This window comes from Niabella drilacis, from assembly GCF_900101395.1.
GTDB classification, from domain to species: Bacteria; Bacteroidota; Bacteroidia; order Chitinophagales; family Chitinophagaceae; genus Niabella; species Niabella drilacis.
In genome coordinates this window covers 677,301-699,712 of record NZ_FMZO01000001.1, presented here as the reverse complement: position 1 = coordinate 699,712, position 22,412 = coordinate 677,301, and the positions used below count along the sequence as shown (strand labels likewise).

12 protein-coding genes are annotated in these 22,412 nt (G+C 48.9%); all 12 read right to left on the bottom strand.

The window, feature by feature from the left end; all coding sequences use genetic code 11:
- Positions 1 to 199 precede the first annotated feature (199 nt).
- A complete protein-coding gene (locus BLS44_RS02920) occupies positions 200 to 1,507 on the bottom strand; it encodes a sugar MFS transporter (protein ID WP_090388490.1) in 1,308 nt (435 codons plus the stop codon).
- Between the two features lie 552 nt (positions 1,508 to 2,059).
- Positions 2,060 to 3,847 carry an L-fucose isomerase gene (locus BLS44_RS02915; RefSeq protein WP_090388489.1) on the bottom strand — a complete coding sequence of 596 codons (1,788 nt, stop codon included), beginning with the start codon at positions 3,845 to 3,847 and terminating at the stop codon, positions 2,060 to 2,062.
- Between the two features lie 124 nt (positions 3,848 to 3,971).
- On the bottom strand, positions 3,972 to 5,234 hold the full coding sequence (locus BLS44_RS02910) for a DUF6786 family protein (protein WP_090388633.1): 1,263 nt from the start codon (positions 5,232 to 5,234) through the stop codon (positions 3,972 to 3,974).
- Positions 5,235 to 5,391: 157 nt separating this feature from the next.
- Positions 5,392 to 6,555, bottom strand: a complete 1,164-nt coding sequence (locus tag BLS44_RS02905; protein WP_090388488.1) for a glycoside hydrolase family 172 protein — start codon at positions 6,553 to 6,555, stop codon at positions 5,392 to 5,394.
- Positions 6,556 to 6,693: 138 nt separating this feature from the next.
- Positions 6,694 to 7,737 (bottom strand): LacI family DNA-binding transcriptional regulator, encoded by a 1,044-nt coding sequence (locus BLS44_RS02900; protein WP_090388487.1) that lies wholly within the window; start codon positions 7,735 to 7,737, stop codon positions 6,694 to 6,696.
- A gap of 100 nt (positions 7,738 to 7,837) precedes the next feature.
- Entirely contained in the window at positions 7,838 to 9,748 is a 1,911-nt protein-coding gene (locus BLS44_RS02895) for a RagB/SusD family nutrient uptake outer membrane protein (RefSeq protein WP_090388632.1), read from the bottom strand.
- 25 nt (positions 9,749 to 9,773) lie between these two features.
- Positions 9,774 to 12,893, bottom strand: a complete 3,120-nt coding sequence (locus tag BLS44_RS02890) for a SusC/RagA family TonB-linked outer membrane protein (RefSeq protein ID WP_218127679.1) — start codon at positions 12,891 to 12,893, stop codon at positions 9,774 to 9,776.
- 39 nt (positions 12,894 to 12,932) lie between these two features.
- The gene (locus tag BLS44_RS02885) at positions 12,933 to 13,865 is read right to left on the bottom strand and encodes a PNPOx family protein (RefSeq protein ID WP_090388486.1); all 933 of its coding nucleotides are present in this window, start codon (positions 13,863 to 13,865) and stop codon (positions 12,933 to 12,935) included.
- A 266-nt stretch (positions 13,866 to 14,131) separates the two neighbouring features.
- On the bottom strand, positions 14,132 to 16,060 hold the full coding sequence (locus BLS44_RS02880; RefSeq protein ID WP_090388485.1) for a glycoside hydrolase family 172 protein: 1,929 nt from the start codon (positions 16,058 to 16,060) through the stop codon (positions 14,132 to 14,134).
- A gap of 359 nt (positions 16,061 to 16,419) precedes the next feature.
- Positions 16,420 to 17,385 (bottom strand): BT_3987 domain-containing protein, encoded by a 966-nt coding sequence (locus BLS44_RS02875; RefSeq protein WP_090388484.1) that lies wholly within the window; start codon positions 17,383 to 17,385, stop codon positions 16,420 to 16,422.
- A 34-nt stretch (positions 17,386 to 17,419) separates the two neighbouring features.
- Positions 17,420 to 19,102, bottom strand: a complete 1,683-nt coding sequence (locus BLS44_RS02870; protein ID WP_090388483.1) for a RagB/SusD family nutrient uptake outer membrane protein — start codon at positions 19,100 to 19,102, stop codon at positions 17,420 to 17,422.
- An 11-nt stretch (positions 19,103 to 19,113) separates the two neighbouring features.
- Positions 19,114 to 22,155 carry a SusC/RagA family TonB-linked outer membrane protein gene (locus BLS44_RS02865; RefSeq protein ID WP_090388482.1) on the bottom strand — a complete coding sequence of 1,014 codons (3,042 nt, stop codon included), beginning with the start codon at positions 22,153 to 22,155 and terminating at the stop codon, positions 19,114 to 19,116.
- Positions 22,156 to 22,412: the final 257 nt, after the last annotated feature.

Sequence of the window (22,412 nt, the reverse complement as noted above, 5' to 3'; positions counted from 1 at the left end):
ACCCCGTTAAACCAGGACCCCACCTGTGATCTTTGAGGGGTAAAACACCGGATCTAACCTGAAACTTTGAACCTCAAACTTTAAACAACCATAGGGGTTATCAGTGTCAGCCCCTGAACCATGAACAATAAACTATGAACAACACAAAAAAAGGCGCAGGATCCTACCCGCGCCTTTATTATTTTTAAAGAGTTTCCGTTTATGCTTTCACCTTATAACCGTTGGTTGCATAATACAGGATGAACAGGAACAGCGGGATCGGTACAAAGAAACCTACAGCCATTCCGTAGGTATCAGAAATAGCGCCCATCAGCAGGGGAAATATGGCTCCGCCCGCAACTGACATAACGAGAAAAGCCGCCCCCCGCTTTGTTTGCGGGCCGAGGCCTTTAATGGCTAATGCAAAAATGGTGGGAAACATGATTGACATAAAAAAGAACACCCCATAAAGGGCGATCACGGACGGCCACCCAATTTCTGCCCCCACTACTGGCAATAAAAGACACACTGCGAGGGAATAAAATGCCAACAATTTGGCGGGTTTAAAATATTTCATCAGCGCGCTGCCGGATATCCTTCCTATCATAAACAGTGCAAAACCTATGGATAAAAAATAAGGGCCGTCCGCTACCTTAAAGCGCGGCTCCATGTGCATATCCTTATCATCAGTAAGAAAATTAATAAGATAGCTGAATACACCTGTTTGTGCTCCAACATAGCAGGCCTGTGCAATGACCCCTAATTTAAAATGCCGATTCTGCCACAAAGGTTTCTTGGTAATGTATCTTGAATCTGAAGGGTCTGATACATCCATTGCTTCCCCCGTAGCCGTAGTTGCTGAATCATTATGAATACCGTGGGCTGCATTCTCATCTTCTTCGGTAATTTCAGGAAGTTTCAGGCGCTTAAAAATAAGGGCCACAACCAGCACCGCCAGGCCAATAAGCGCAAAAGGCAACACGATAGACATCATTTTTTCGCCTTCAACATGGCTTCGGTTGCCATAAATATATATAGCGATCAATGGACCAACCGTCCAGGCCAGACCGTTGAAGGACTGGGAAAAATTGATCCGGCGCTCAGCCGTTTCCGGCGGACCCAGTTTCGTGGTATAGGGATTGGCCGCCGTTTCAAGCGTAGCGAGGCCACAGCCGATGATGAGCAGGCAAAATAAAAATAATACAAAAGATTGTACCGGGGCAGTAACTGCTGCAAGCAGCGCACCTGTGGCAAAGAGGATCAGCCCGAAAATCACTCCTTTCTTATACCCGTATTTTTTCATGAATAAGCCCGCCGGTATTGCCATAGCAGCATAGGCGCCATATAAATGAAACTGGATTAAACTGGATTGCCATTTTTTCAGATGGAGCATTTCCTGGAAATTCTTATCCAGTGCATCAAGCAAACCATGTGCCACCCCCCAAAGAAAAAACAATGCGCTGATCGCTGCAAATGGTACAGCATAGTTAACCCCGTCGCGGATAAAAAGTGATTTCTTGTTGCTCATATCAATTGTGTAAATTGGAAAAAATTATTCTTAATTGTTATTTACTTATCGTTATTGGTACAGAACGGCAGCGCAATCAGGTTCGGGGTTTAAAGTTCCAGGTTTTACGTTCTCCGCTGCTGCGGGTTCCCAAATACGAAGCGCTCCTCCGGAAAGCTTTCGTTAAACATAGCAACCATTGACTATTGACCATTCGCTTATTCACCAGCCCTTTCCATACGAAGCGGTAAAATACATATTTTTTGCAAGATCCTGTCTGCCGGGGTTAATATAAGATATAAAAATGTGAATTTTGTTTACAGAAGACGCTTTCAGCGGTCAGTTGTCAGCTATCAGCGCCCTTTTAACAATATTAAAACATTCAACCACGTTAAACCCGGAACAATTTATCCTGATGGCTATCGGGATTTACCATCTGAAGATTTGAAAATGGGATCTGAACATCGAGTGTAAAAAGCGGTTCTAACTTGAACATTGAACTTTAAACGTTGAACTAAAGAATGCTCGTTAAGCATAAAACAGCCCCAACCTCAAACCTGCCGCCCAAACGCTTTACCCGTACAACGGACCGTAAACAGCGCAGGCCCGGTAATCAGAACCTTCGGGGTCCATACCAAAAGCGCCCCATGCAGACGGGCGGAAGATCTTTTCATCCGGAACGTTGTGCATCGCCACAGGTATGCGCAGCATGGAAGCCAATGTGATCAGCTGGTCCCCGATGTGCCCGTAGCTAATGGCTCCATGATTAGCCCCCCAGTTTGCCATTACAGCATACACATCTTTAAAAAAGCCTGTACCGGTAAGGTTGGGCACAAACCAGGTAGTGGGCCAGATCCTGTCGGTACGCTCATTTAAGACCGCATGTACCCGTTCCGGCAGATCAATGGTATATCCTTCCGCGATCTGCAATACAGGCCCCTGCCCTCTTACCAGGTTTAACCGGCACATGGTTACCGGCATCCCCCCCTTCGTAAGAAAGGTAGAGGAATATCCGCCGCCGCGCATATAATCCCTGTTGGAAGGGCTCCAGGTGGTAGCATCCATACACGCTGCGGCTTCCTTCTCTTTGATCTCCCAAAAGGGCTTCATGGCAGGCTTTCCATTCCGCGATTGCTGCCCTGTTCCATCCAGCGTAGCAGACCCTGAATTGATCAAATGAATAAATCCATTCGCTGCGGCTCCTTCCGGCTTCCAGCCCGATACCCGCTCCGTTGCCTCGGGGCTCCAGTAGGTGCGCACATCGGCAAAGATCTGCGCCGTATTGGTCAGCAGGTAATTGAACAACATAGAAACTCCGTTGTAGCAGTCATTTTCCGTGGCTACCATATACGGGTTACGGATACCGTTCCAATCGAAGGAAGAATTCAGGATCGCTTCCGAAAAATCACCATCCGGTAAGAAGTCGGTCCATTGCCGCTGCCCCTGGAAGCCCGATACCAGCGCATGATGCCCATGGGCTTCCTCTGCATATCCCATTGCTTTCAGCCTGGGGTTGCCGACCATAAGGTCGCGTATGATCATGGTCATTTTGGTCACAAATTCCCAGTCCCGGTCTTTCTCCCTTCTCGACTTTATTTTTTCTTTACGGTTATAGTCCTTCCCCTCTTTACAATACTTCTTTACCCAAGCCAGTGCCTTTGTAAATTCGGCGGGATCAAAAATGTTCAGCTGGATGCGCCGGAGGATCTCAGAAGAATCTACATACTCATTGCGCATACCCAGGTATTCCTGGAAGAACTGCGGATCCACGATGGAACCGGCAATGCCCATAGATACGGAACCTATCGCCAGGTACGATTGCCCTTTCATGATGGCCACGGCCATACCGGCTCTTGCAAAATTCAGCAGCTTTTCCCGCACATCCCCCGGTATTGTTGCATCTCCCATATCCTGTACATCCCGGCCGTAGATCCCAAAGCAGGGCAATCCCTTCTGGTTATGCGCCGCCAGGGTTGCAGCCAGGTACACAGCCCCCGGGCGCTCGGTACCATTAAAGCCCCAGATGGCCTTCGGAATGGACGGATCCATATCCATGGTTTCCGAACCATAGCACCAGCAGGGGGTTACCGACAAAGAAAGCCCCACATTGCTGACGGCAAATTTCGCCGCACAATCTGCCGCTTCCTTAACACCCCCGATACAGCTGTCGGCGATAACGCATTCGACCGGTGTTCCGTCCGGGTAGCGCAGATGTTTTGAATACAATGCAGCCACTGCTGCTGCCATCCCCATTGTTGTTACTTCCAGGGACTCCCTGATTCCGCCCAGCCGGCCATCAATAATGGGGCGGATCCCGATCCTGGGATATTTATTTTTTTGTACATTCCGTTTTACTGCCATCTGTTAGACTTTAGATTTTAGACGTTAGATATTGGACAGACCATTCCGGACCGGTCCCCTGCCCCATGCCATCAGCTATGAATCATTGACCATTACCTGTTCACCATTCACTCCCCGCTTATGGTCACTTACCAAAAACCTTTTCTATTGCTTCCACGGATACCCCCAGTGTCTTTTCTGATATAGCGCTCAATGCCGCTTTATCTCCCGTAAAATGAAATACACTATGCTGATGGGTCAATGTAGCTCCAGGTTTCAGAAAAGCTGCGGGCGACACGCTTTCAATTTCATAGAACGGTCCCATCTGTTTTCCGTCGGCCAGCGGCCCGTCGTTATAGGCATTCATGGCATCCCCGCTGAACGGAGCCCGGTCTGTACGCCACTCCTGGTTCAAGTACTTCCCGGAAGGATCAATATCATATTTTACGATGGTCAGCACATTGCCGATGGCATCATAACTGCCGGCCATGTCTTTTACCCGGGCGGGCGGGATCCCCAGCTTGCCCCGCGACTTGCCATCTGCCTTAAAAAACAACAGGCCGCCGCTGTAACGGATCCGGTCTTTGGCGATCTCCCCGAAATAATCGGTGGTGGCTACTTTCCCGGCCGCCTCATTCTTATACGGGATCACAATGGTGCAGCCCTCAGAAGGCATAAACATATCCAGGTTCCACATACAGGGCGCCCCGGTTTTTTCATCCCAAGCCTGCGTGCCGCTATTGGTGATGCTGTTGACCGTTTTAAACGCAACGGATTTAATACCCGGGTTTAAAGTAACACCCAGCTCCGAAGCAATGGCATCCGCACCGATCAAAGAAACCTGCCTTGCCGCTTTTAACTGCAGCTGTGTGCCGGCATAATTTTGCAGGTTCATGTCTTTGCTCATGGAAACGGAAGCCGCATCAGAAGCATCCAGACGCCAGGGTTCTGTGTCAATGGGCGCAGGCGTTTTCCAGTGTTCAAATTCCATTTTTGCTCCCGGTTTAAAGTACAGGGAAAACACCCCGCCCTCAGGTCCGAGCCATAGCCGGTCCTCACCGCCATAAGCATTCATGTGTGCATCTTCCGGGCCATCGAAGGCTTTATAATTAACCCATCCAAAACTTTTACCCGTGGGGCCCTCTGCTGAAGAGGTAAATACCTTTGCCTGGTAACGCGGCGATATTATGACCTGGCTGGCCCCGTCACTGCTTTTCAGCACAATGAGACCACTGTCCTTCTGCTGCAGAAAGTTCATATCATATCCAAAACTTCCGGGTGCATGGTTTTCCATAACGGTATTTGTTTTTGTTGTATCGGATGCGGCGGCTGGCGTTTTAGTCCCCCCGTTACAGGACATTAAAACGGCAATGGCCGCCATCACAGTAAGCGTATTTTTTATTTGCATATGTTCGTTTTTTATTGTGCAAGAGGTCAGATCCCAGCTATCAGCCCCCGAAACTTCGGGGCAGTTATCAGCCAACAGCCTGCCTTCAACCACTTAAACCCCCACCGTGAAACTAAAGGAAGCGCTGCAAGCATGAAACCGGCTCAAACTTCAAACTTTAATTCACCTCCAACACATCTGCTTCAGGAAGTTTCGGGAACTTCTTGTGGGGCTCCGTCTGGTACCAGTAAGCCACAGTAATGATATCCGAGTGCTGCGGAAGATAACGGCCACCTGATTTCCAGCCCAGGTCCTGTATGGTTACTTTCAGATCCTTGTCAAACCGGATGGGGTCCATAATATGCCAGCGGTACATGCCAAAACGCATTTGCGATCCGTATAAGCCATCCGGCCGGAGCACCTGGTGGAGGCCGGCGTAAGCCGTTGAAAATTCCTGGTACTGACGGGTCCGTTTATTTTCAAAATTATAAGAGCCACAGAAATAGTCCTCGGTACCGGTGCCTACGATCGTTGCATAGTCGTTATCCCCATCCATGAAAAATTTTATCTCACCTTCGCCCCACCAGCCGTTATTGGTGACGCCCACGCCCATATAGGTGCCCACATACTGTCCTTTACCCTTTACTCCATCGAGGATGGTATGCAATGAGCCCATATTGGGTTTGCTGCGGCGGTACTGGGCGTGAAAGTAGGCCTCATCAGAACCCACATCTGTCAGGGTATAATCCACCTGGTAATACAACCGCATGGGCTGTGTGTCCATGTTCTGCATAGTGATCTTACAGTTCTTACGGAACGGCATTTTCCAGTAGCTGTTAAAGGCACTGCCCGGGTTCACCGTCATCGCCAGCGAATTCAATGGAGAAAATTCGTTCCATCCAATACCAAAGAAAGGCCCTACCGGACTCTCTACGGAGGGATCTGATTCTCCGTCATAATAGATCCTGAAGATCGAAAAATTAAAGTTCCCTGTTGGTGTCATCCAGATATGCTGGACGGCGCCTGGCCCTGCTATATCTGCCATGGTAAAGGTTTCCCCCGGCTCTATAATGATAAAGGGGTTCACCTTCCAGCCTTTTCCCAGGTCACGTGCCTCATTGGCGGCATTGGCTACATTGCGTTTGCCCTTATCCCGGGCAGGGTCGGCCATGGCCCCCTTCCCCTTCTCCCCCGTAAAATTTTCAGGACTGATGGAGCGGGTCTTTGCATCCGAAAGACGCGATAAATTGCCAAGGCTCATATCCAGCCCATTAAACTTTTCCTGCGAAAAGCCAAAACAAAAGGAGAGTAAAGCAAGGAACAGCAATCCATTTTTTTTCATAATGACATTTTTTGTAGTAAACAATCGGGAGCCTAAAGCTTATACGTTTAAGCAAATGTAAACGCTTTCTTTTTAATTACCAACTTTTATTCTATAAATAAACCCGGGGAAAAGAACGGGTTATACAAACCGGCAGTATTATCCCCCCCCGGAAGTCTTGCTCCGGTTACTGCTTTTGCCCTTTATAATGATGGAGGGCACAGTTACTTTTGTATACTTCTTGCTGCGGGCATCAATAGACTGCATCAGCAACTGTACTGCATTTTCGCTGATGGCCTGCAGGTTCTGCTTAATATAGGTAATGGGGGCATAGAAAAAATCAAAGACATCACTCTCATCAAAACTGATCACTCCCAGGTCCTGCGGCACTTTTATTCCCCGGGCATGGATCACTTTCAATGACTGTACGGAGATGCTGTTGGTAGCAAATACCAGTGAATCTACCACACTGCCTTTTACATCCAGGAACCGGTCCAGGGCCGCCGTAACATCTTCCTTATAATTTCCGTAGGGCACTTTTACCAGCCACTTTGCATTAAACCGGATCCCGCTATCCTTCAGCGCGTCTTTATAGCCCGCAATCCGGTCTGTCATATGCGTTAGCGTGGTATCATAGGCGATAATACCCGGCTTCTTATACCCGTTCCGGATCAATAACTGAACGGCATTATACATGGCATCGTGATTATCCGTTACTACCATATTGGTTTCCGTTTCGCTAAAGCCACGGTCCATCAACACAAAAGGAACGCCTTTATCCTGCAGCACTTCGATCTGCGACTGCGATCCGGCCACGGGGGTAATGATCAGCCCGTCTACCTGCCGGTTCAGAAAGGTATTGATCAGGTTCTGTGATTTTTCCAGCTGCTCATCACTGCTGCCAAACAGCACTGTATACCCGCGTTTTTGTGCCTCCAGTTCAATGATCCGGGCCAGCATGGCAAAAAAGGGGTTGGAGATATCCGCCACAATCAGACCGATGGTATGCGTTTTTCCAAATTTGAGTCCCCGGGCAATCAGGTTGGGCTGGTAATTCATTTCTGCCGCTACCTTCTTTATTTTCTTCGCCGCAGCTTCGCCCACCCGCGCCTCTTTTTCTTTGCCATTCAGCACATACGATACCAGCGCAGTAGATACGCCTACTTTCTCAGCAATATCCTTAAGCGATACGCGTTTTTGCATATAAATCTTCTAAGATTTCACTTTTATAAATAACCCATTCCTTTTTACCGAAGCTGCCTTCCGGCATCCTGCGCTCAAAAACTCAAAGCTTTGCAGACCACTAGTATCCCGGCATTTGCACTAAATTAGGATTAATATCCATTTGAGCCTGCGGTACGGGCCATAAATATTGTTTTTTATAAAAAGAGCGCTGCACACTCATGGTCCTTTTGTAATACGCCTCCGGGTCGCTGACGTTGTCACTTTTCTTTGTTCCAAGAAAATTCATCCCATACATTTTATTTCCCAAATATTTATCGGCCTGTTTCCAGCGGCGAAGATCGTGGATCCTGATTCCTTCGCAATTAAACTCTACCCTCCGCTCCCGGACAATGGCTTCCCTCATATCTACCTGCGACATCGCGGTTAAAGGGGGGATCCCCGCACGCTCCCGGACCTTATTGATATAGATCAGTATATCCTGGTTACCGGGATCGGATTCGTTCAGCGCTTCTGCATAATCAAGGTAAAATTCTGCCAGCCGGTGCAGGATCCCCGGTTGGTAGGGGTGCACATTGCCGCGTGGATTTACATCCAGACTGATCCTTTTTCTTACATTGTACCCGTTTTGCGGTGCATCAAAGGATGGCCCGCCATCCTTTCCTCTTAAAAAGAAGTCGGCCCTTCTGTTTGCTACGCCCAGCCATGCCTCATTATAAATAACCGATACATAAAAGCGGGGCTCGCGGTTACAGTACATATTGAAGGTGCCCTCCTGGGTTACCTGCCCTACTTTCCGGTCGGGTCCTTCGGCGCCTCTCCATTTTGTTTTTCTCAGTTCCGGTGTAGCGGAGAATCCCTGCTCAGAATACCCGGATGCAGGATCAGAAACGGGCAGCCCGTTTTTCATAAAGAATGCATCCACCAGCTCCTGTGTAACACCCATACCGCCGTTGCCACCGATTCCTATGGGCAGATGGTGGTTTTGCCAGTTCCCAAAGTCGGGGTTATCGGGCCTGCCAAAAATAATTTCCTTATTCCCTTCGTTCCATTTCTTCAAAGACATATTGTAGTACGACATAAAAGGATCAATAGTGCCGTCATCATTGTACTCGTAATACAACTTGTATCCCGCTGCATGCGCCTTATCAATTACCAGCCTGCAGGCGTCTGCGGCCCGCTTCCATTTATTGGCATCGTAGGTTGTGGGAAACAGGTGCACCCCGTCTTTGCGGGTCACATTGGCATAATCCGGATTCCCGTTAAGCAAGGGACTTGCATAATGCATCAGCATCCTGGCGCGCATGGCCAGCGCCATGATGGATGTGGCACGTCCCCAGGCACTCTGATCATCCTGCTGCCTTTTTAAACCCAGGTATTTGGGATCCCAGACCGGTGGCAATATTTCCGCCACTTCTAAAAATTCCTTATCCAGGTAGTTCACAATAGAATCAACCGGGCTTTGGGGTATATTCAGCTCCGCCTGTGAGGTTTCCGTAGACCAGATAGTACCCGGGCGGAACGGTACAGGGCCATAAACCTCTACCATCAGCCAGTAATAATAGGCCATCAGAAAGCGGGCTTCGCCTTTCATCAGATCTACATACGCCTGCTCCATATCCTTATCCGGAAGTGTTTTAACGTTTTCAATAAAAATAAGTGCCTCCCGGATCCGGCGCGGCAACTGCACCCAGTAATTAGCACCCCAGGCCGATGGCGCCGACCAGTTACCCATCGTATAAGCATAGGATTCGCGCCACCCGAACTGCTGCCAGGGCGCCGGTATCGTAAGATCATCACCCATTATGGCATACCCGTTCCGCAGCGGATCATCGGCCTTATACATACCCCACATGGGCTGCGGTACACCGGAGTACACACCTGAGAGCCAGTCCTCCGTTCGGATCCGGTCGTTAAAGATCATTTCCATGGTCAATTTATCATCCGGCCGGTAATCCAGGAATTTTTTACAACTGATATTTGCAGAAGCGATCACCAAGAGCAGGATCCCGACATATATATACTTCTTCATAATTTTCATTTTAGCAATTTTTCAATTATTTCAGGTTGAGGCTGAAGCCGGCAGTAAGAGACTTCATTAAAGGATATTTAAGGCCATCTGTTGTGCCTAATTCCGGATCCCATAGCTTAAAGCGGGAGAATGTAAGCAGGTTACTGCCCCTGACGAAGAACTGCACCTTTTGCATGCCGATGTTCCCCGTTAGCTTTTTAGGCAGCTCGTAGGACAGCTCTATATTACGAAGCTTTAAAAAGCTCATATCCCTTAGCCACCAGGTGGAAGGCTGGGTATTGATTTCGTTCAGTGCTTTGGAGAGTCTCGGCCAGAAAGCATCCTGGCGCGGATCTTCCTCCGTCCACCGGTCGTCAATATTCGTTAAAATATTTCCTGCCGCACCACCCGAGGACCCGGGGATCCAGTTTTGCCCGCCGAGGATCTGCCATACTTTTCCGTTCCCCTGGAAGAAGAATCCGAAACCGATGGAACGATAGCGGACATTCAGCCCAAATCCATACTGGACCTGCGGCCGGAATGAACCACCGATGGCCGTTTTATCATTATCTGAGATCGCCCCGTCACCATCAAGATCAATATATTTAATATCTCCCGGTTTGGGTCTTCCGCTCCCGTAAGAGGGTTTGGGAAGCCCCGGGTTTAAGTTACCACTGGCATCAAAATCATCAAAGGTGTAAAGGCCATCTGCAATAAGCCCAAACTGCTGCCCAACCATATGTCCTGTCCGGGCTCTTGTAGTTCCAATAATGGAAAGGGGTTCATCTCTTTCTATAACTTTATTATTGTTATAGGTAAAGCTCCCCAACACAGAAAGAAACCATTCCTTTGTCAATTGCCTTCCGCCATTGGCCTGCACTTCGAAGCCGCGGTTGTTCACCTTTCCATAGTTGGCCCATGGTGCGCGGATAAAGCCCGCAGATCCGGGTAAATTTTCCCTTATAATAAAAATGTCTTTCCGTTTTTCTTCAAATACATCAAACATCAGCTCAAATGCCCCCCACAGGCTTACATCCAGGCCAAGGTTCTTTTTAACACCGGTTTCCCATGTAAGATTGTCCACCGCAATTTCACCTTCTCCCCTGCCCAGCCTGCCGGTGGCGTTATCAACACCCCAGCGGTACCAGCCGCCAAAATCTTCAATAGTGGGCAAATACGCAAACCTTCTGCCTCCAATATTTGCATTGCCTACTTTGCCATAGGAGGCCCGCAGTTTTAACCGGGATAATACAGACTTCAATGGTTGCATAAAGCGCTCTTCAGAGATCACCCAGCCAACAGCTGCAGAAGGGAAAAACCCGTAGCGCTTTCCCGGGGCAAAGTTCTCCGATCCGTTATATCCGAAATTTGCTTCTGCCAGGTATTTCTTATCGTAACCGTAAGTTACTCTTCCCGCCAGTCCCTGGGTTCTGTAAGGCAGGGTTTCTCCCAGGTCACGGTGATCCTGGTTATAAAGGACCATGGCTCCAAGGTCATGTATATTATTAATAACCTTGTCATAATTCACCGCCGCTTCTGCATATATTTTTTGCACTCCAAACTCCGAGTTACGGCTCCAGCCCAGCCACTGCTCTCCGTCGGACTCTATTTCCATCACCAGGTTGCCATTGGCATCCCTGGATGTAGCCCTCTTATAATAATCCGGGTTCTTATGACGGTCTACCCAAACCTGGCTCCACTTATCAAAGGCCACCATCGCTCTTGCCTTAAGCCCGGGTGTAATATATTTCAGATCTTCTTCCAAACTTAAAGTAGTTTGTAACCCCAGCATGGAGCTGCGGGTAAATCCCCTTTGGGTTAACAGTGCCCAGGGATTATTGCGGTAGGGGATCTTGGCAAACTTGCCGTTGGAATACATGGGCGGAATAAGATAGGGAGGCGACATTGCCGCTTCATAAAACGGATCAAAATCCATTGCCGACATCGGGGGACGCCTTCTCCATTGAAAAAAGCCCCCTACATCAAACCGCATCAGGGTTGTTTTACTGAGATTAACGTCTACATTTGACCGCATTGTAAACCTTCTTACCTTGTAGCCGGAATTCCACTGTTGTGTTTCATCCCTTTCCAGCAAACCGTTCTCTTCAAAGTATCCGCTGGTAAGTGCATACCGCAAAAAATCGGTTCCCCCGTTCACCGAAGTGCTCAAATGGATATTGTCGCTGTGATCTTTACTGATCACATCCCACCAGTTCACATCAGGATACAGATCGGGATCTACCTTGTTCCTATATTTATCAATATCTTCCTGCGACATAAAGGGCTGCGATTCCCCGGATAGTTTATAGGCATCGTTCATCACCTCGAGGTATTTTACCGCTCCTACATACTCCGGTACCCCCGTAGGCCTGAGGTATGATTTTTCTATACGGAAATTAACCTTTGGCTTACCGGCCTTTCCTCTCTTGGTGGTAACCATTAATACACCATTGGCTCCGCGCACACCGTAAACCGCGCTTGCCGATGCATCTTTAAGCACCGAGAAGCTTTCGATCTCTTCCACATCGATGTCATTAATATTCCGCTCCACACCATCTACCAGCACCAGGGCCGCGCTGTTACCCAGTGTGCTTACTCCCCTTACCCAAAATTCCGAGTTGCTTGCGTATGGATCACCGGTACGCGTAACAGCCACCAGGCCACCCACCAGACCGGCGAGGTTATTGGTAAGCGAACGGCTCGGCGTCATATAGAGGTCCTGGGGCCGGATCGTACTGATGGCCCCTACTACAGAGGCTTTTTTTTGCTGACCATACCCCACTACCACTACCTCGTTCATATCAGAAATGATCTCTTCCATGGTAACGTCTGCCAGCAACTTTTCCCCCACCTTTATTTCCTGGGGTTTATATCCTGTGTAGGAGAATTGCAGGACGGCCTCCTTCCCCGTAACAAATATCTGGTAGCTACCGGTTACATCAGTGCGCACCGCGTTATCGGTACCTGCTTCGGTGATGGTAGCACCGGCAAGTTTATCACCGTTCTGACCTGATACCCGGCCCGATATCTTCAGGCCCGAGGTCCGCTGATGATACCTGTTTTGAGCTGTGGTGTCTTCCTGGGCCATCAGCCCCGTCGGAAGCAAAGCAGCCAGTACGAATACGGGCAATAGTTTTATTTTAAAGGATTTCAAATGATACAGCATAATATGTGTTTTTAAAAGCAATCTTTTTTAACCCTATGGCTATTTAGAGGGTTCAATCATTATAGCGTTGAGATAAAAGTATTTGAGCCCATTATTATTATTGGGGCCGGCCTTAACAGCGATAACCACATCGCCCGAGGTGGTTGGACGAACGTTTTTTACCGTTGATATTACAGAGCCGTTTCCCGATGCATTTTGAGCTACAGTGGCCGAAGCATACCTTCCGGTTACCGTGTACTGTGTTTCCCGGTTATCGGCCACATCACGCCTGGAACCATAAAAACTCAGGTCGTAGTAACGGTTGCGGTTAAGATTGGATAGTTTTATAACAGCTGCAGGATTATTATTGCTGCCCCAAAATGCGGTACCGGAAACGCTGGAAGGCAATCCCAGCGTGTTGGAGAGCATTCCGGACCCGTTCTCACCTTCAAAGTCATCGATAATATCCAGGTTGATACCCGTTGATACGCCCTTACTGTCGGCCAGGTTGGCCAGCCTGCCGGTTTGCGGAGCGCTGACCGAGTTAAACGGTGCTCCCGGAGGCGTAACCCCGAAATTGATATACACAGGATCCGTTAAAAGAAACGACTTTGATACGAGTATCGTCTTTTCCGCCTTTAATCGCTGATCGGAACTAACAACAGCAACGGTAGTGGCTCCGGAATCCAATCCCACCAGCGATATAGCTACCCCGGCTTTCGCTTCCAGGCGGGCGATGGCAGGATCTTTAACCGTCCAGGAAAAATCTTTATAAAGGGCTTCGGTGGCACGACTGTTAAAAATAAGATCCAGGGCAACCGTATCGCCTTCCATCAATTCAAGCGGGGCCGTTCCCAGGGACACAGCCCGCACATCCTTCGAGCCAAATGTTACGTCCTCACTTTTTTTGCAGGAGGCAAAAAGCAATAATAGCAGCAGAAAGCGCCATCCGGAACTCCGGACTTTTGCGTAAAAGAAATGTTCACAATGCATAAGTATCAATTTTTGGTTAGAATAATTTCCTGAGCCGTTGCAGCCTGAAAGCTTAATCGTTTAAACTATTTTTCATATGCGTTCCTTTAATTCCTCCGGGGGCTGAAACGCTGTCATGAACGAAGCAGGTCCTTTCATTACATCCGCCATCCCGGCCTTAAACAACTTTTTAAGAAGATCGCAATCGCAAGCTTTCAAAATACCGCAAGCTTATTCGTTTAAGCAAACGAAGCCCTTTTCTGTAGTTCCGCCAAAAAATGGTCGCACTATTTTATTTTTGAAAAGCTTACCCGGTCAAAGCTTAGTGATGGCGGTTGTTCCGTTGTCCGGAAAAGGACATTCACCGGTACCAGTCCGCCGGCCACTTCCACTTCGCCAATGAACAGGTCTGCCATCCGGCCGCCGCCGGGGACCTGTACAAGCTTCCAGTCCTGCGCCCCTGCGGCATCTGCAATACGTACTTCGAGATGGCCGGCAACTGCTTTTAACGGGTGCAGAAAGACGCGGTACTTTCCCCGGGGCACTTCCGCTATATGGATGTTCAGACTGGCATTGTCATTACCGGTAAGTACTGCTGCACCCTCTTTCAATTGCAGGCTGCCGTTGTAGGTCAGGTGCTGCATCAGCCGGGTATAGAATGTTATAGTATCCGGGATATACACCCGGGTATTGGCAGGATCCGGCGCCATGGAACGGGCGATGGGTTCCGCCGCATAATAAAGTGCAACAGAGGTATACTGCACCTGCCGGTTGTTGTTCACCGGTCCGTGTTCCATGGTGTGTAAAATGCTTTTCCCAAACGGCATTTTGTCCGTTAAAAAGAAACGGTATCCCCCGGTTCTTCCCAGGGGCAGCGAATAATCCAGGCAACCACTCAATGGTGCGCCCAAACGCTCTACCCATCCCCCGGGCTGCGCATACCATCCCCCGTTAAAATAATCTTCAGAGCCGGTACCATGAGCGGTCATTTCCCCATCGATAGCCGTATAATCATCCCCTTCGAAAAACTCGGTAAAATGGATAAAATCGGTAGCCTGCCCCTGCAGCAGGGTTCCGATATAATGTCCCTTTCCGGCACCTTCCAGAAAAACATAAGGCTTGCCCAGCAGCGGTTTCTCCTGCTTCCAGTACGCATAAAACCGGCCTTCCTTCTGCGGATCGCGCTTTTGACGGGAATAATAAACGGCAACAGCCAGATCCAGGGGTTGCTGGCCGGCCTTTCCACCGCGGTATACCAGCTCTATTTTTGCCTCCCGGTCAAAAGGCATGGGGATATAGCAATAAGCTTTTGCAGGCGTGGCTCCCATCAGCAGGCTCTCCATCGACCGCGATCCAAACGCAAAGCCGAAGAAATCGGCGACCGGAACCAGCACCGCAGGCCGGGCTTCATCGTCCCAGGTGATCTTCAGATCCAGCTGCTTCAGGATACCATCAAATGCCGCTGCAGGTTTTAATTCCAGTCCCAGCACCCGCCCGCCCTGGTGCAATGCCGCAATAGTACCGGAGGTGCCTGGCTGCAGTAATAGCTGCTTTGTAATAACTGCCGGGGGGGCCGCATAAAAATTCCGGATATCCGGGTCGGTATTGTTCCATAGCGCAACGGCCTTCTTCAGATGCCCGTACGCAGCAGGCACTTCCTCTTTTTGAAAAGTGTGCACCTGGTAACGGGCGTCGTAACGGCGGTACTGGATCTGGTGGAACAGGATCCTTGCACCGCGAAAAACAATTTTGCAGCCTTTATGATACGGGATGGGGATATAAGAATAGAAGCCTCCGACCTTATGATCGGCCAGCGGCTTCAGGAAAGGCGCACTGGTATTATTAAACAGATCCCTGAACCGGACCGATAACCCCGGCAGGGTATTGCCGTCAAAGTAAAAATCAAGCGTATCATCTGTAGGTGTCGGTGTCCAGATACGTTCGATCACCCCCTGCCCCTGCTGGTCAAAAATAACCAGGCCACCGGGTTCTTTCCGCAGGTAGGAATACCGGCCCCCAAAACCGTCGTCATTGCCTCCTGTGGTATCATAGGACGACACCTGCTTAACCAATGTGCCCTCCCTGTATTGCGGCAGGGCCTTTAAACTGTAAAGGCGTTCCAGCTCGGTTGCAAAGGTAACAGGTACCTGGGCCAGACCTTTTACGCCGGCAAACAGGAACAGGAGAAGAGAACAACAGGCTGCAAAACGTTTCATATTTTTTGTTTAATCGTTAAAGCAAACATAGAAACAATAATCGGATCCACCAAACGCACCGGATCGCCGGTTTGCGGGTCCTTGCCCGGCCCGGCGCAGCATATCATGACCGGAAGGCACGGGATTATGAAATCATTGCAGCGAACTTCTTACGCCTTTACATGGTAGCCGGGCAAAAACCGGCACCCGATAGTATAGCATTGGCGTTGCTGCTACCGGGTGCCGGCCTCTCCGTTATCCGGAATTAAAAATAAAAAGCCCCATTCCCTCAAAAGCCCCCGCTAACAAGGCCCCTTCTTTTCCGTAACACCACCTGTTTGCAAACGTATTGGTCACAGATGGGCAATATGAAATGGCTGCTATTGCTCAAAGTATTCAATCACCCGCCACTCGGAAAGCTGAAAGGAAGTATTGGTTCCCGATTTTTCGTTGATCACGATCCTGTAATATTTATACGTTTGCTGATTATCCGTTTCGAACCGTTTAGTTTGCTTAAAATCTGAAAAAACGATATTGGTCTGCACATCCAGGTTTGTCCAGTCCGAAGCATTGTCCGACCCCTGGAAGACCCAGCTTTTAGGATCACGCACGTGCTCATCATTACCAGAAGTAAGAGTATAGGCGCCGATACTGATCTCTTTTTGAAAGGCCAGTTGCATCCAAAGACCAGGAGCGAAACTTCCCGTATAGAATTTAGTATCGATATTATTATCCACCACTTTCTTTGACCCCTCGTTTGCATCGGCACCCCCACTATTATCAATATTCACGCTCAATGTTGCCTGTGAAGTTACATCCCGCTCCGGCCGAACAATTTCATCAATCCGGAACCAGGCCGTTGTTGATGCGGAATCCACGTTGTCCCAACCCACCGACTTTAACGTAATAGGGAACATATACTTTTCCTTTACATCCAGCTTCTTGCTTTCGATGGTGATCGTCAGCGGCTCCGATGTGGTTTGCCCTTTTTTTATAACGGAGCTCAGCCCGGAGATACTATAGCTTCCTTGCGGCAACGGGATATACTGGGTATTATTTTTCTGGTTATACTGCGCAATCCAGTCTTCTTTTAATTCAAACTCAACGGGAATATCTTTGGGAGCAGCCTTCGCCGACATCCCAAATGATGCACCAAACCCTAACAGGGCCGGCTTACTGGACATCGTAAGCGGGATAATATTTCTTCCTTCAGACGCCTGTGCCATCAATACCTTACCGTCGAACCCGGGATAATCCTTGTCAAAGACACTTTTCCCGCAGGCCCCCAGCAGCAGGATGAGGGAACAGGTTACGCTGGCGAAAAAGATTTTATTAATTGTTTTCATTTTAATTGATTTAAGCGATGAAATACGACAGCGATCACCATCCGGGGTTTTGTTTAAGATTGGGATTCCGGAACGTTTCGTCCAGGGTTACAGGGATCACCAGCATTGCATTGCGCCACGGGCGCTTTTCTACCAGGAATCGCTCGTACTTGAAACCGGAACCTTCTTTAATCGCCCTCATGCCCCATATATTCTGCTCGGTCTGAGCCGCTATCTTCCACCTGCGTACATCCCAGAACCGGTGGTTTTCTGCAAACAGCTCCACGCGCCGTTCATTACGGATGCGGCCTCTCATTTGCACCTGGTTAAGCCCATCGGGCAGAGAAGGCATACCCGCTCTCTGGCGGATCGCATTTACGTACTGCGCTATATCTGCATTGCCCGGATCATATTCGTTTAAAGCTTCGGCATAATTCAGGTACAATTCAGTCAGGCGAAATACGATCCCATCGGTGGTACGGGATGTTTGTCCTACTGTTTGCCCTTCATCCACAAGCTTTCTCTGGTAATAGCCCGTCCTTGAGTGATCCGTATTGGTGCTGGCTTCATCCCTGCCGCCCGCAAAGGTTTCCACGGCCCGGCCTTTAAACTGCGCTCCATTATAAAGGATATCGGTATAAAACCGCGGATCCCGGTCTACATAGGGAGTAGCCTCTTTGTAAAGCGAAGAAGTCTCTATCGGGTTTCCATCCTTCATCTCATAGTCGTCCACTACATTTTGGGTAGGCGCCGCGGCAGACCATCCGCTATAGCCGAAGGGGAAATAATGCCTTTCAAATTCGGAGCCACCTTCTTCATTCATCCGGACCCATAATACCTCGGAGCTGTTCCAGGGTTGGATGTACATATTTTTCCGTGAGGTAAGGTTGGGCTCCAGCTTATACCCGGCTGTTGTACAATAGTCAATAGCGGCCTTGGCTGCATCAGCTGCTATTTTCCATTTGGCAGGGTCTGAGGCAAAGGTATTTTCTGAAACGTCCGGGAATGGGGTATTTTTGCCCGCTTCGGCCCATAGGGGACTGGCGGAGTAAAGAAGGATCCGTGCCTTGAGTGCCAGGCAGGCAGCCTTGGTCACGCGACCAAAATCCTGCGGCTGATAGGTAGCCGTCTGCACCCTCGAATAGGCGGTTTCGCAATCTGCAACAATTTGGGCCACACAGGAGTCGTAGGTATTCCGCGGCCGTTTTAAAGCGGCATCGTCATTCGGATCCTGGATCACATTATTCACAATAATAACACCCCCAAATTGCCTTACCAGCTCAAACAGCGCCCAGGCTCTCAGGAAATAAACTTCACCGATCCGGTTTTTTAAATCGCCGGCCCTGTTGGGGTTATCGGGCGTGTTATATTTTTCGATCCCCTCCAAAATGGAATTGGCCTGCCGGATCATTACATAATAGTCCCTCCAGGTATTACCGATAGGATTATCTGTTGGCGATAATGAACCGGAATTGAACCGCATAGAGGCCATCCAGTTAGAAGCGTCCTTCGATTCGTCGGTAGCAGAGCCCATTTGATAGCCCTGCAGGTACCCGTATACTTCCGGCAGCTTGCTGTAAAGATTATTAATGACCATATCCGTTTGGCTGAACAAGGTAAAGATATCCTTGTCCTGCTGCTGCGTGGTAGCTGCCCGGTCGAGAAACCCTTTATTACAGGCAGCAAATAAAGTTCCGGATACTATTAAAAGAGCCGCCCAATATTTTGTTGTTTTCATAACAGTAATAATTAAAAGTTAATATCTATTCCAAACGCCCAGATCTTTTGAATCGGATACATAGCACCATATCCGTCATCAATTTCAGGATCCACAAAATAGTCATCCAGCGCATTTTTGAACGTAAATACGTTCATGCCGTTCACAAAGAACCGGGTAGATTTCAGCTTCAGTGTCTGAGTCCACCGGGCAGGCAGTGTATACCCAATTTCCACGTTCTTGATCCTTAAGTAATCCGCACTCCGGATCCAGAAAGATGATCCCCTGTGGTTATTGGCGTTGGTACTGTTGTGCAGGAGCGGGTAGGTTGCAGTAGCCGCCGTTTCCGGTGTCCACCGGTTTAAATGAAAAGGCTTTACTTTACCTTCCTGGAAAAATTCGTACACCGCTTCATTATTCAGCATTGCGCTGGCATGAGCAGCTCCCTGGAACAGGATACTGAAATCAAGACCCTTATAACCTCCGCCCGCAGAAAAACCATACATGATCTCCGGGGTACGGGAATAACCGATCGGCTGTTCATCATAACCGGCCAATACCTTTCCATCGCCATCCAGGTCCAGGTATTTCAGATCACCCGGTCGTACTGTTCCAAACTGCTGGGCGCTGGCATCCACTTCGGCCTGGCTTTGGAAGAAACCGGTATACACCAGCCCATATTTCGTACCGATGGGCAATCCTGTCCGGTACATCCAGGGATTGGTCCTTGCCACTTCATCCTGGAATACAACTTTGTTTTTTGCATAAGTAAAATTCCCTTTCACAAAATAGAAGAATTCACCAATAGTCATTTTATGCCCCAGGTCTATATCGATGCCTTTATTGTCTACAATTCCCAGGTTCTGTGGTTTAATATTCTGACCAAATACGTCTGTAAGTGTTCCTCTTGATATCAGGATATTGGATCTCCGTTCTTTAAACGCTTCAACAGTAAAGCTTAAAGCGTCGTTCCATAAAGAGCCTTCTATCGCCAGGTTTAATTTGCGGCCCCGCTCCCAGGTTACTCCGGGGTTGCCAATGGCGCCCTGCGCCCACCCGTTTGCCTGTGTCGGATTATTTCCGGTGCCAAACCAATATTGACCCGCTCCGGCCCAGGATGTAAACCAGAGGAACCGCTCGCTTCCCACCTGGTCATTACCCACTTCACCATAAGAGGCCCTGAGTTTTAAAAGATTGATAAAGCTTAGAGCACTATTGTTATCAATAAATTTCTCCTGGGAAATCACCCATCCCCCGGATATGGATGGGAAGAGCCCATACCTGCTTTCCGGTGGAAAGTTTTCCGATCCCATATAGGACCCGTTCAGCTCCAGCATGTACCGGGAATCATAGTTATATTGACCTCTGAACAGGTAGGTCTGAAATGCATAAGGGATCGCAGATCCTGATCTCCTTAGCCTCCGGTTCCAGTTTCCCATTGCGGTAATATTGTGTTTCCCATACTGCCGGAACCAGTTAACCGCACCTTCTACAAAGCTGATACGCTCCAGTCCGCCACCCGAGAAGCTTCCATTGGGATCGATCCTGGAATCGCTGCCAACCTGCACATACCGGTCTATCGTACCGTCCTCCTTGTATACAGGATAGAATACGGCATACCCTTTACCATAACTTACACTCGGGGTAGCTGTATTGTCGTAGGAATAAGACAATTTAACACTGAGGTTCTTTGTCAGAACATCCAGTTTCTGTACGGCAGACAAAGTACCCTGGATGGTATTGTTGAGATAGATCCGGTACCCCCTCCTGGACACTTCCCCCAATAAGTTGGAAGTATAGGTACCGTTCCCAAACAACGAGCTATCCGGGTTTGTGATCGGGTAAATGGGAGGCATTCGGTTCATAATATTCATGATCGTTGCGGCGGAGGTATTGGGATCGGACCGGTTTGTCTGAATACCGGCCAGGTTCAGGCTTACCAGCAGGTCCTTGGTAACATCCACATCCACATTGGCCCGCAGGTTAAACCGTTTCATCACATTATTGGAATTATATCCCTGATCATTTTCCCTGGTATGCTTATAGTTCCCTTCCTGTATATTTAAACCTGCAGACAAAAAATATCGTGCAATATTATTTCCGCCGGAGATGTTTAAGTTGGCATTTCCCACCTGCGACGGTTGTATCAGGAATTTGTAATAATCCGTATTATACCCGGTGCCGTTTTTATAGGATTCCAGTTGTGCATCCGTAAATGCCGGCTGATTACCATCATTCATGAGCGCTTCATTTTTCAGCCGCGCATAATCATAAGAGCCCAGGAATTCAGGGATCTTTGTAGGTTCCTGTTTCCCATAAGTAGTCCTGAAACTCATCTGGGGAGCGCTCCTTTTTCCCCGTTTGGTTGTTACCATTACCACCCCGTTGGCGCCGCGCATACCAAATACAGCAGTGGAAGCCGCATCTTTTAATATGCTAAATGATTCGATATCATTCGGGTCAATATAATCCATGCTCCGTTCTACCCCATCCACAACCACTATCGGGCGGGCATTACCTAAAGTAGCGATCCCCCGGATATAAAGCGCGGAGGCATCAACCCCCGGTTCCCCGCTTCGTTGTGTGGTTATGAGACCCGGAAGCCGGCCCGCCAGCGCATTGGTCAGGTTCGATACCGGGCTTTGCAACAGGTCCTTCGTGGTGATCGTAGATACCGATCCGGTCATGGTAACCCTTTTTTGCTTACCATAACCCACCACTACAATTTCGTTGATCGTACCTTGCTGGCCGATCATTACCACATCCAGTTTTTCATTAACCCCCGGTTTGATTTTCTGTAATTCATACCCTACGTGTGAAAATTGAAGCGTATCGCCTATCGGCACAGCAATGGCATACTGGCCCTGTTCATCGGCGATCACCATGGTAGTGCCGTTGCTGCTGCTCACGGTTACCCCGGGCAGTGGCTGCCGGTTTTCATCCATAATGGTACCGGAAACGTGCATGGTTTCCTGCGTGGCAACCTGTCCGAATACGCTTTGCGATAGAAGCGCGCACAGCAGTAGCAATGCAGCTCCCACACCGTGCAGTCGTTTAGCATTTTGTTCTTTCATACTTTAGTTTAAAATTATTAAGCAACCGATTTCCCTAAGATCCTTTCATTTGCAATCCCAGCAGTCAATGGCCTCATAAGCCATGGGGCTACCCCAACCTGCTTCACTGCAAAAACGTTTTAGTTTCCCCGCCCACCGAGGCCCTCACGTCCCGCGTTTTTCCTGTATCAACTGTATTTCCAATTAAAAAATCCAAGCAATTTAACAAGCTTCCGTTCCCCGCAGCGTTTCATGTACAATACATCCCATCACCAGGT

Excerpts from the sequence above, each read along its gene's own strand:
- BLS44_RS02920 (WP_090388490.1), bottom strand. The coding sequence starts at position 1,507 with ATGAGCAACAAGAAATCACTTTTTATCCGCGACGGGGTTAACTATGCT.
- BLS44_RS02915 (WP_090388489.1), bottom strand. The coding sequence starts at position 3,847 with ATGGCAGTAAAACGGAATGTACAAAAAAATAAATATCCCAGGATCGGG.
- BLS44_RS02910 (WP_090388633.1), bottom strand. The coding sequence starts at position 5,234 with ATGCAAATAAAAAATACGCTTACTGTGATGGCGGCCATTGCCGTTTTA.
- BLS44_RS02905 (WP_090388488.1), bottom strand. The coding sequence starts at position 6,555 with ATGAAAAAAAATGGATTGCTGTTCCTTGCTTTACTCTCCTTTTGTTTT.
- BLS44_RS02900 (WP_090388487.1), bottom strand. The coding sequence starts at position 7,737 with ATGCAAAAACGCGTATCGCTTAAGGATATTGCTGAGAAAGTAGGCGTA.
- BLS44_RS02895 (WP_090388632.1), bottom strand. The coding sequence starts at position 9,748 with ATGAAGAAGTATATATATGTCGGGATCCTGCTCTTGGTGATCGCTTCT.
- BLS44_RS02890 (WP_218127679.1), bottom strand. The coding sequence starts at position 12,893 with ATGCTGTATCATTTGAAATCCTTTAAAATAAAACTATTGCCCGTATTC.
- BLS44_RS02885 (WP_090388486.1), bottom strand. The coding sequence starts at position 13,865 with ATGCATTGTGAACATTTCTTTTACGCAAAAGTCCGGAGTTCCGGATGG.
- BLS44_RS02880 (WP_090388485.1), bottom strand. The coding sequence starts at position 16,060 with ATGAAACGTTTTGCAGCCTGTTGTTCTCTTCTCCTGTTCCTGTTTGCC.
- BLS44_RS02875 (WP_090388484.1), bottom strand. The coding sequence starts at position 17,385 with ATGAAAACAATTAATAAAATCTTTTTCGCCAGCGTAACCTGTTCCCTC.
- BLS44_RS02870 (WP_090388483.1), bottom strand. The coding sequence starts at position 19,102 with ATGAAAACAACAAAATATTGGGCGGCTCTTTTAATAGTATCCGGAACT.
- BLS44_RS02865 (WP_090388482.1), bottom strand. The coding sequence starts at position 22,155 with ATGAAAGAACAAAATGCTAAACGACTGCACGGTGTGGGAGCTGCATTG.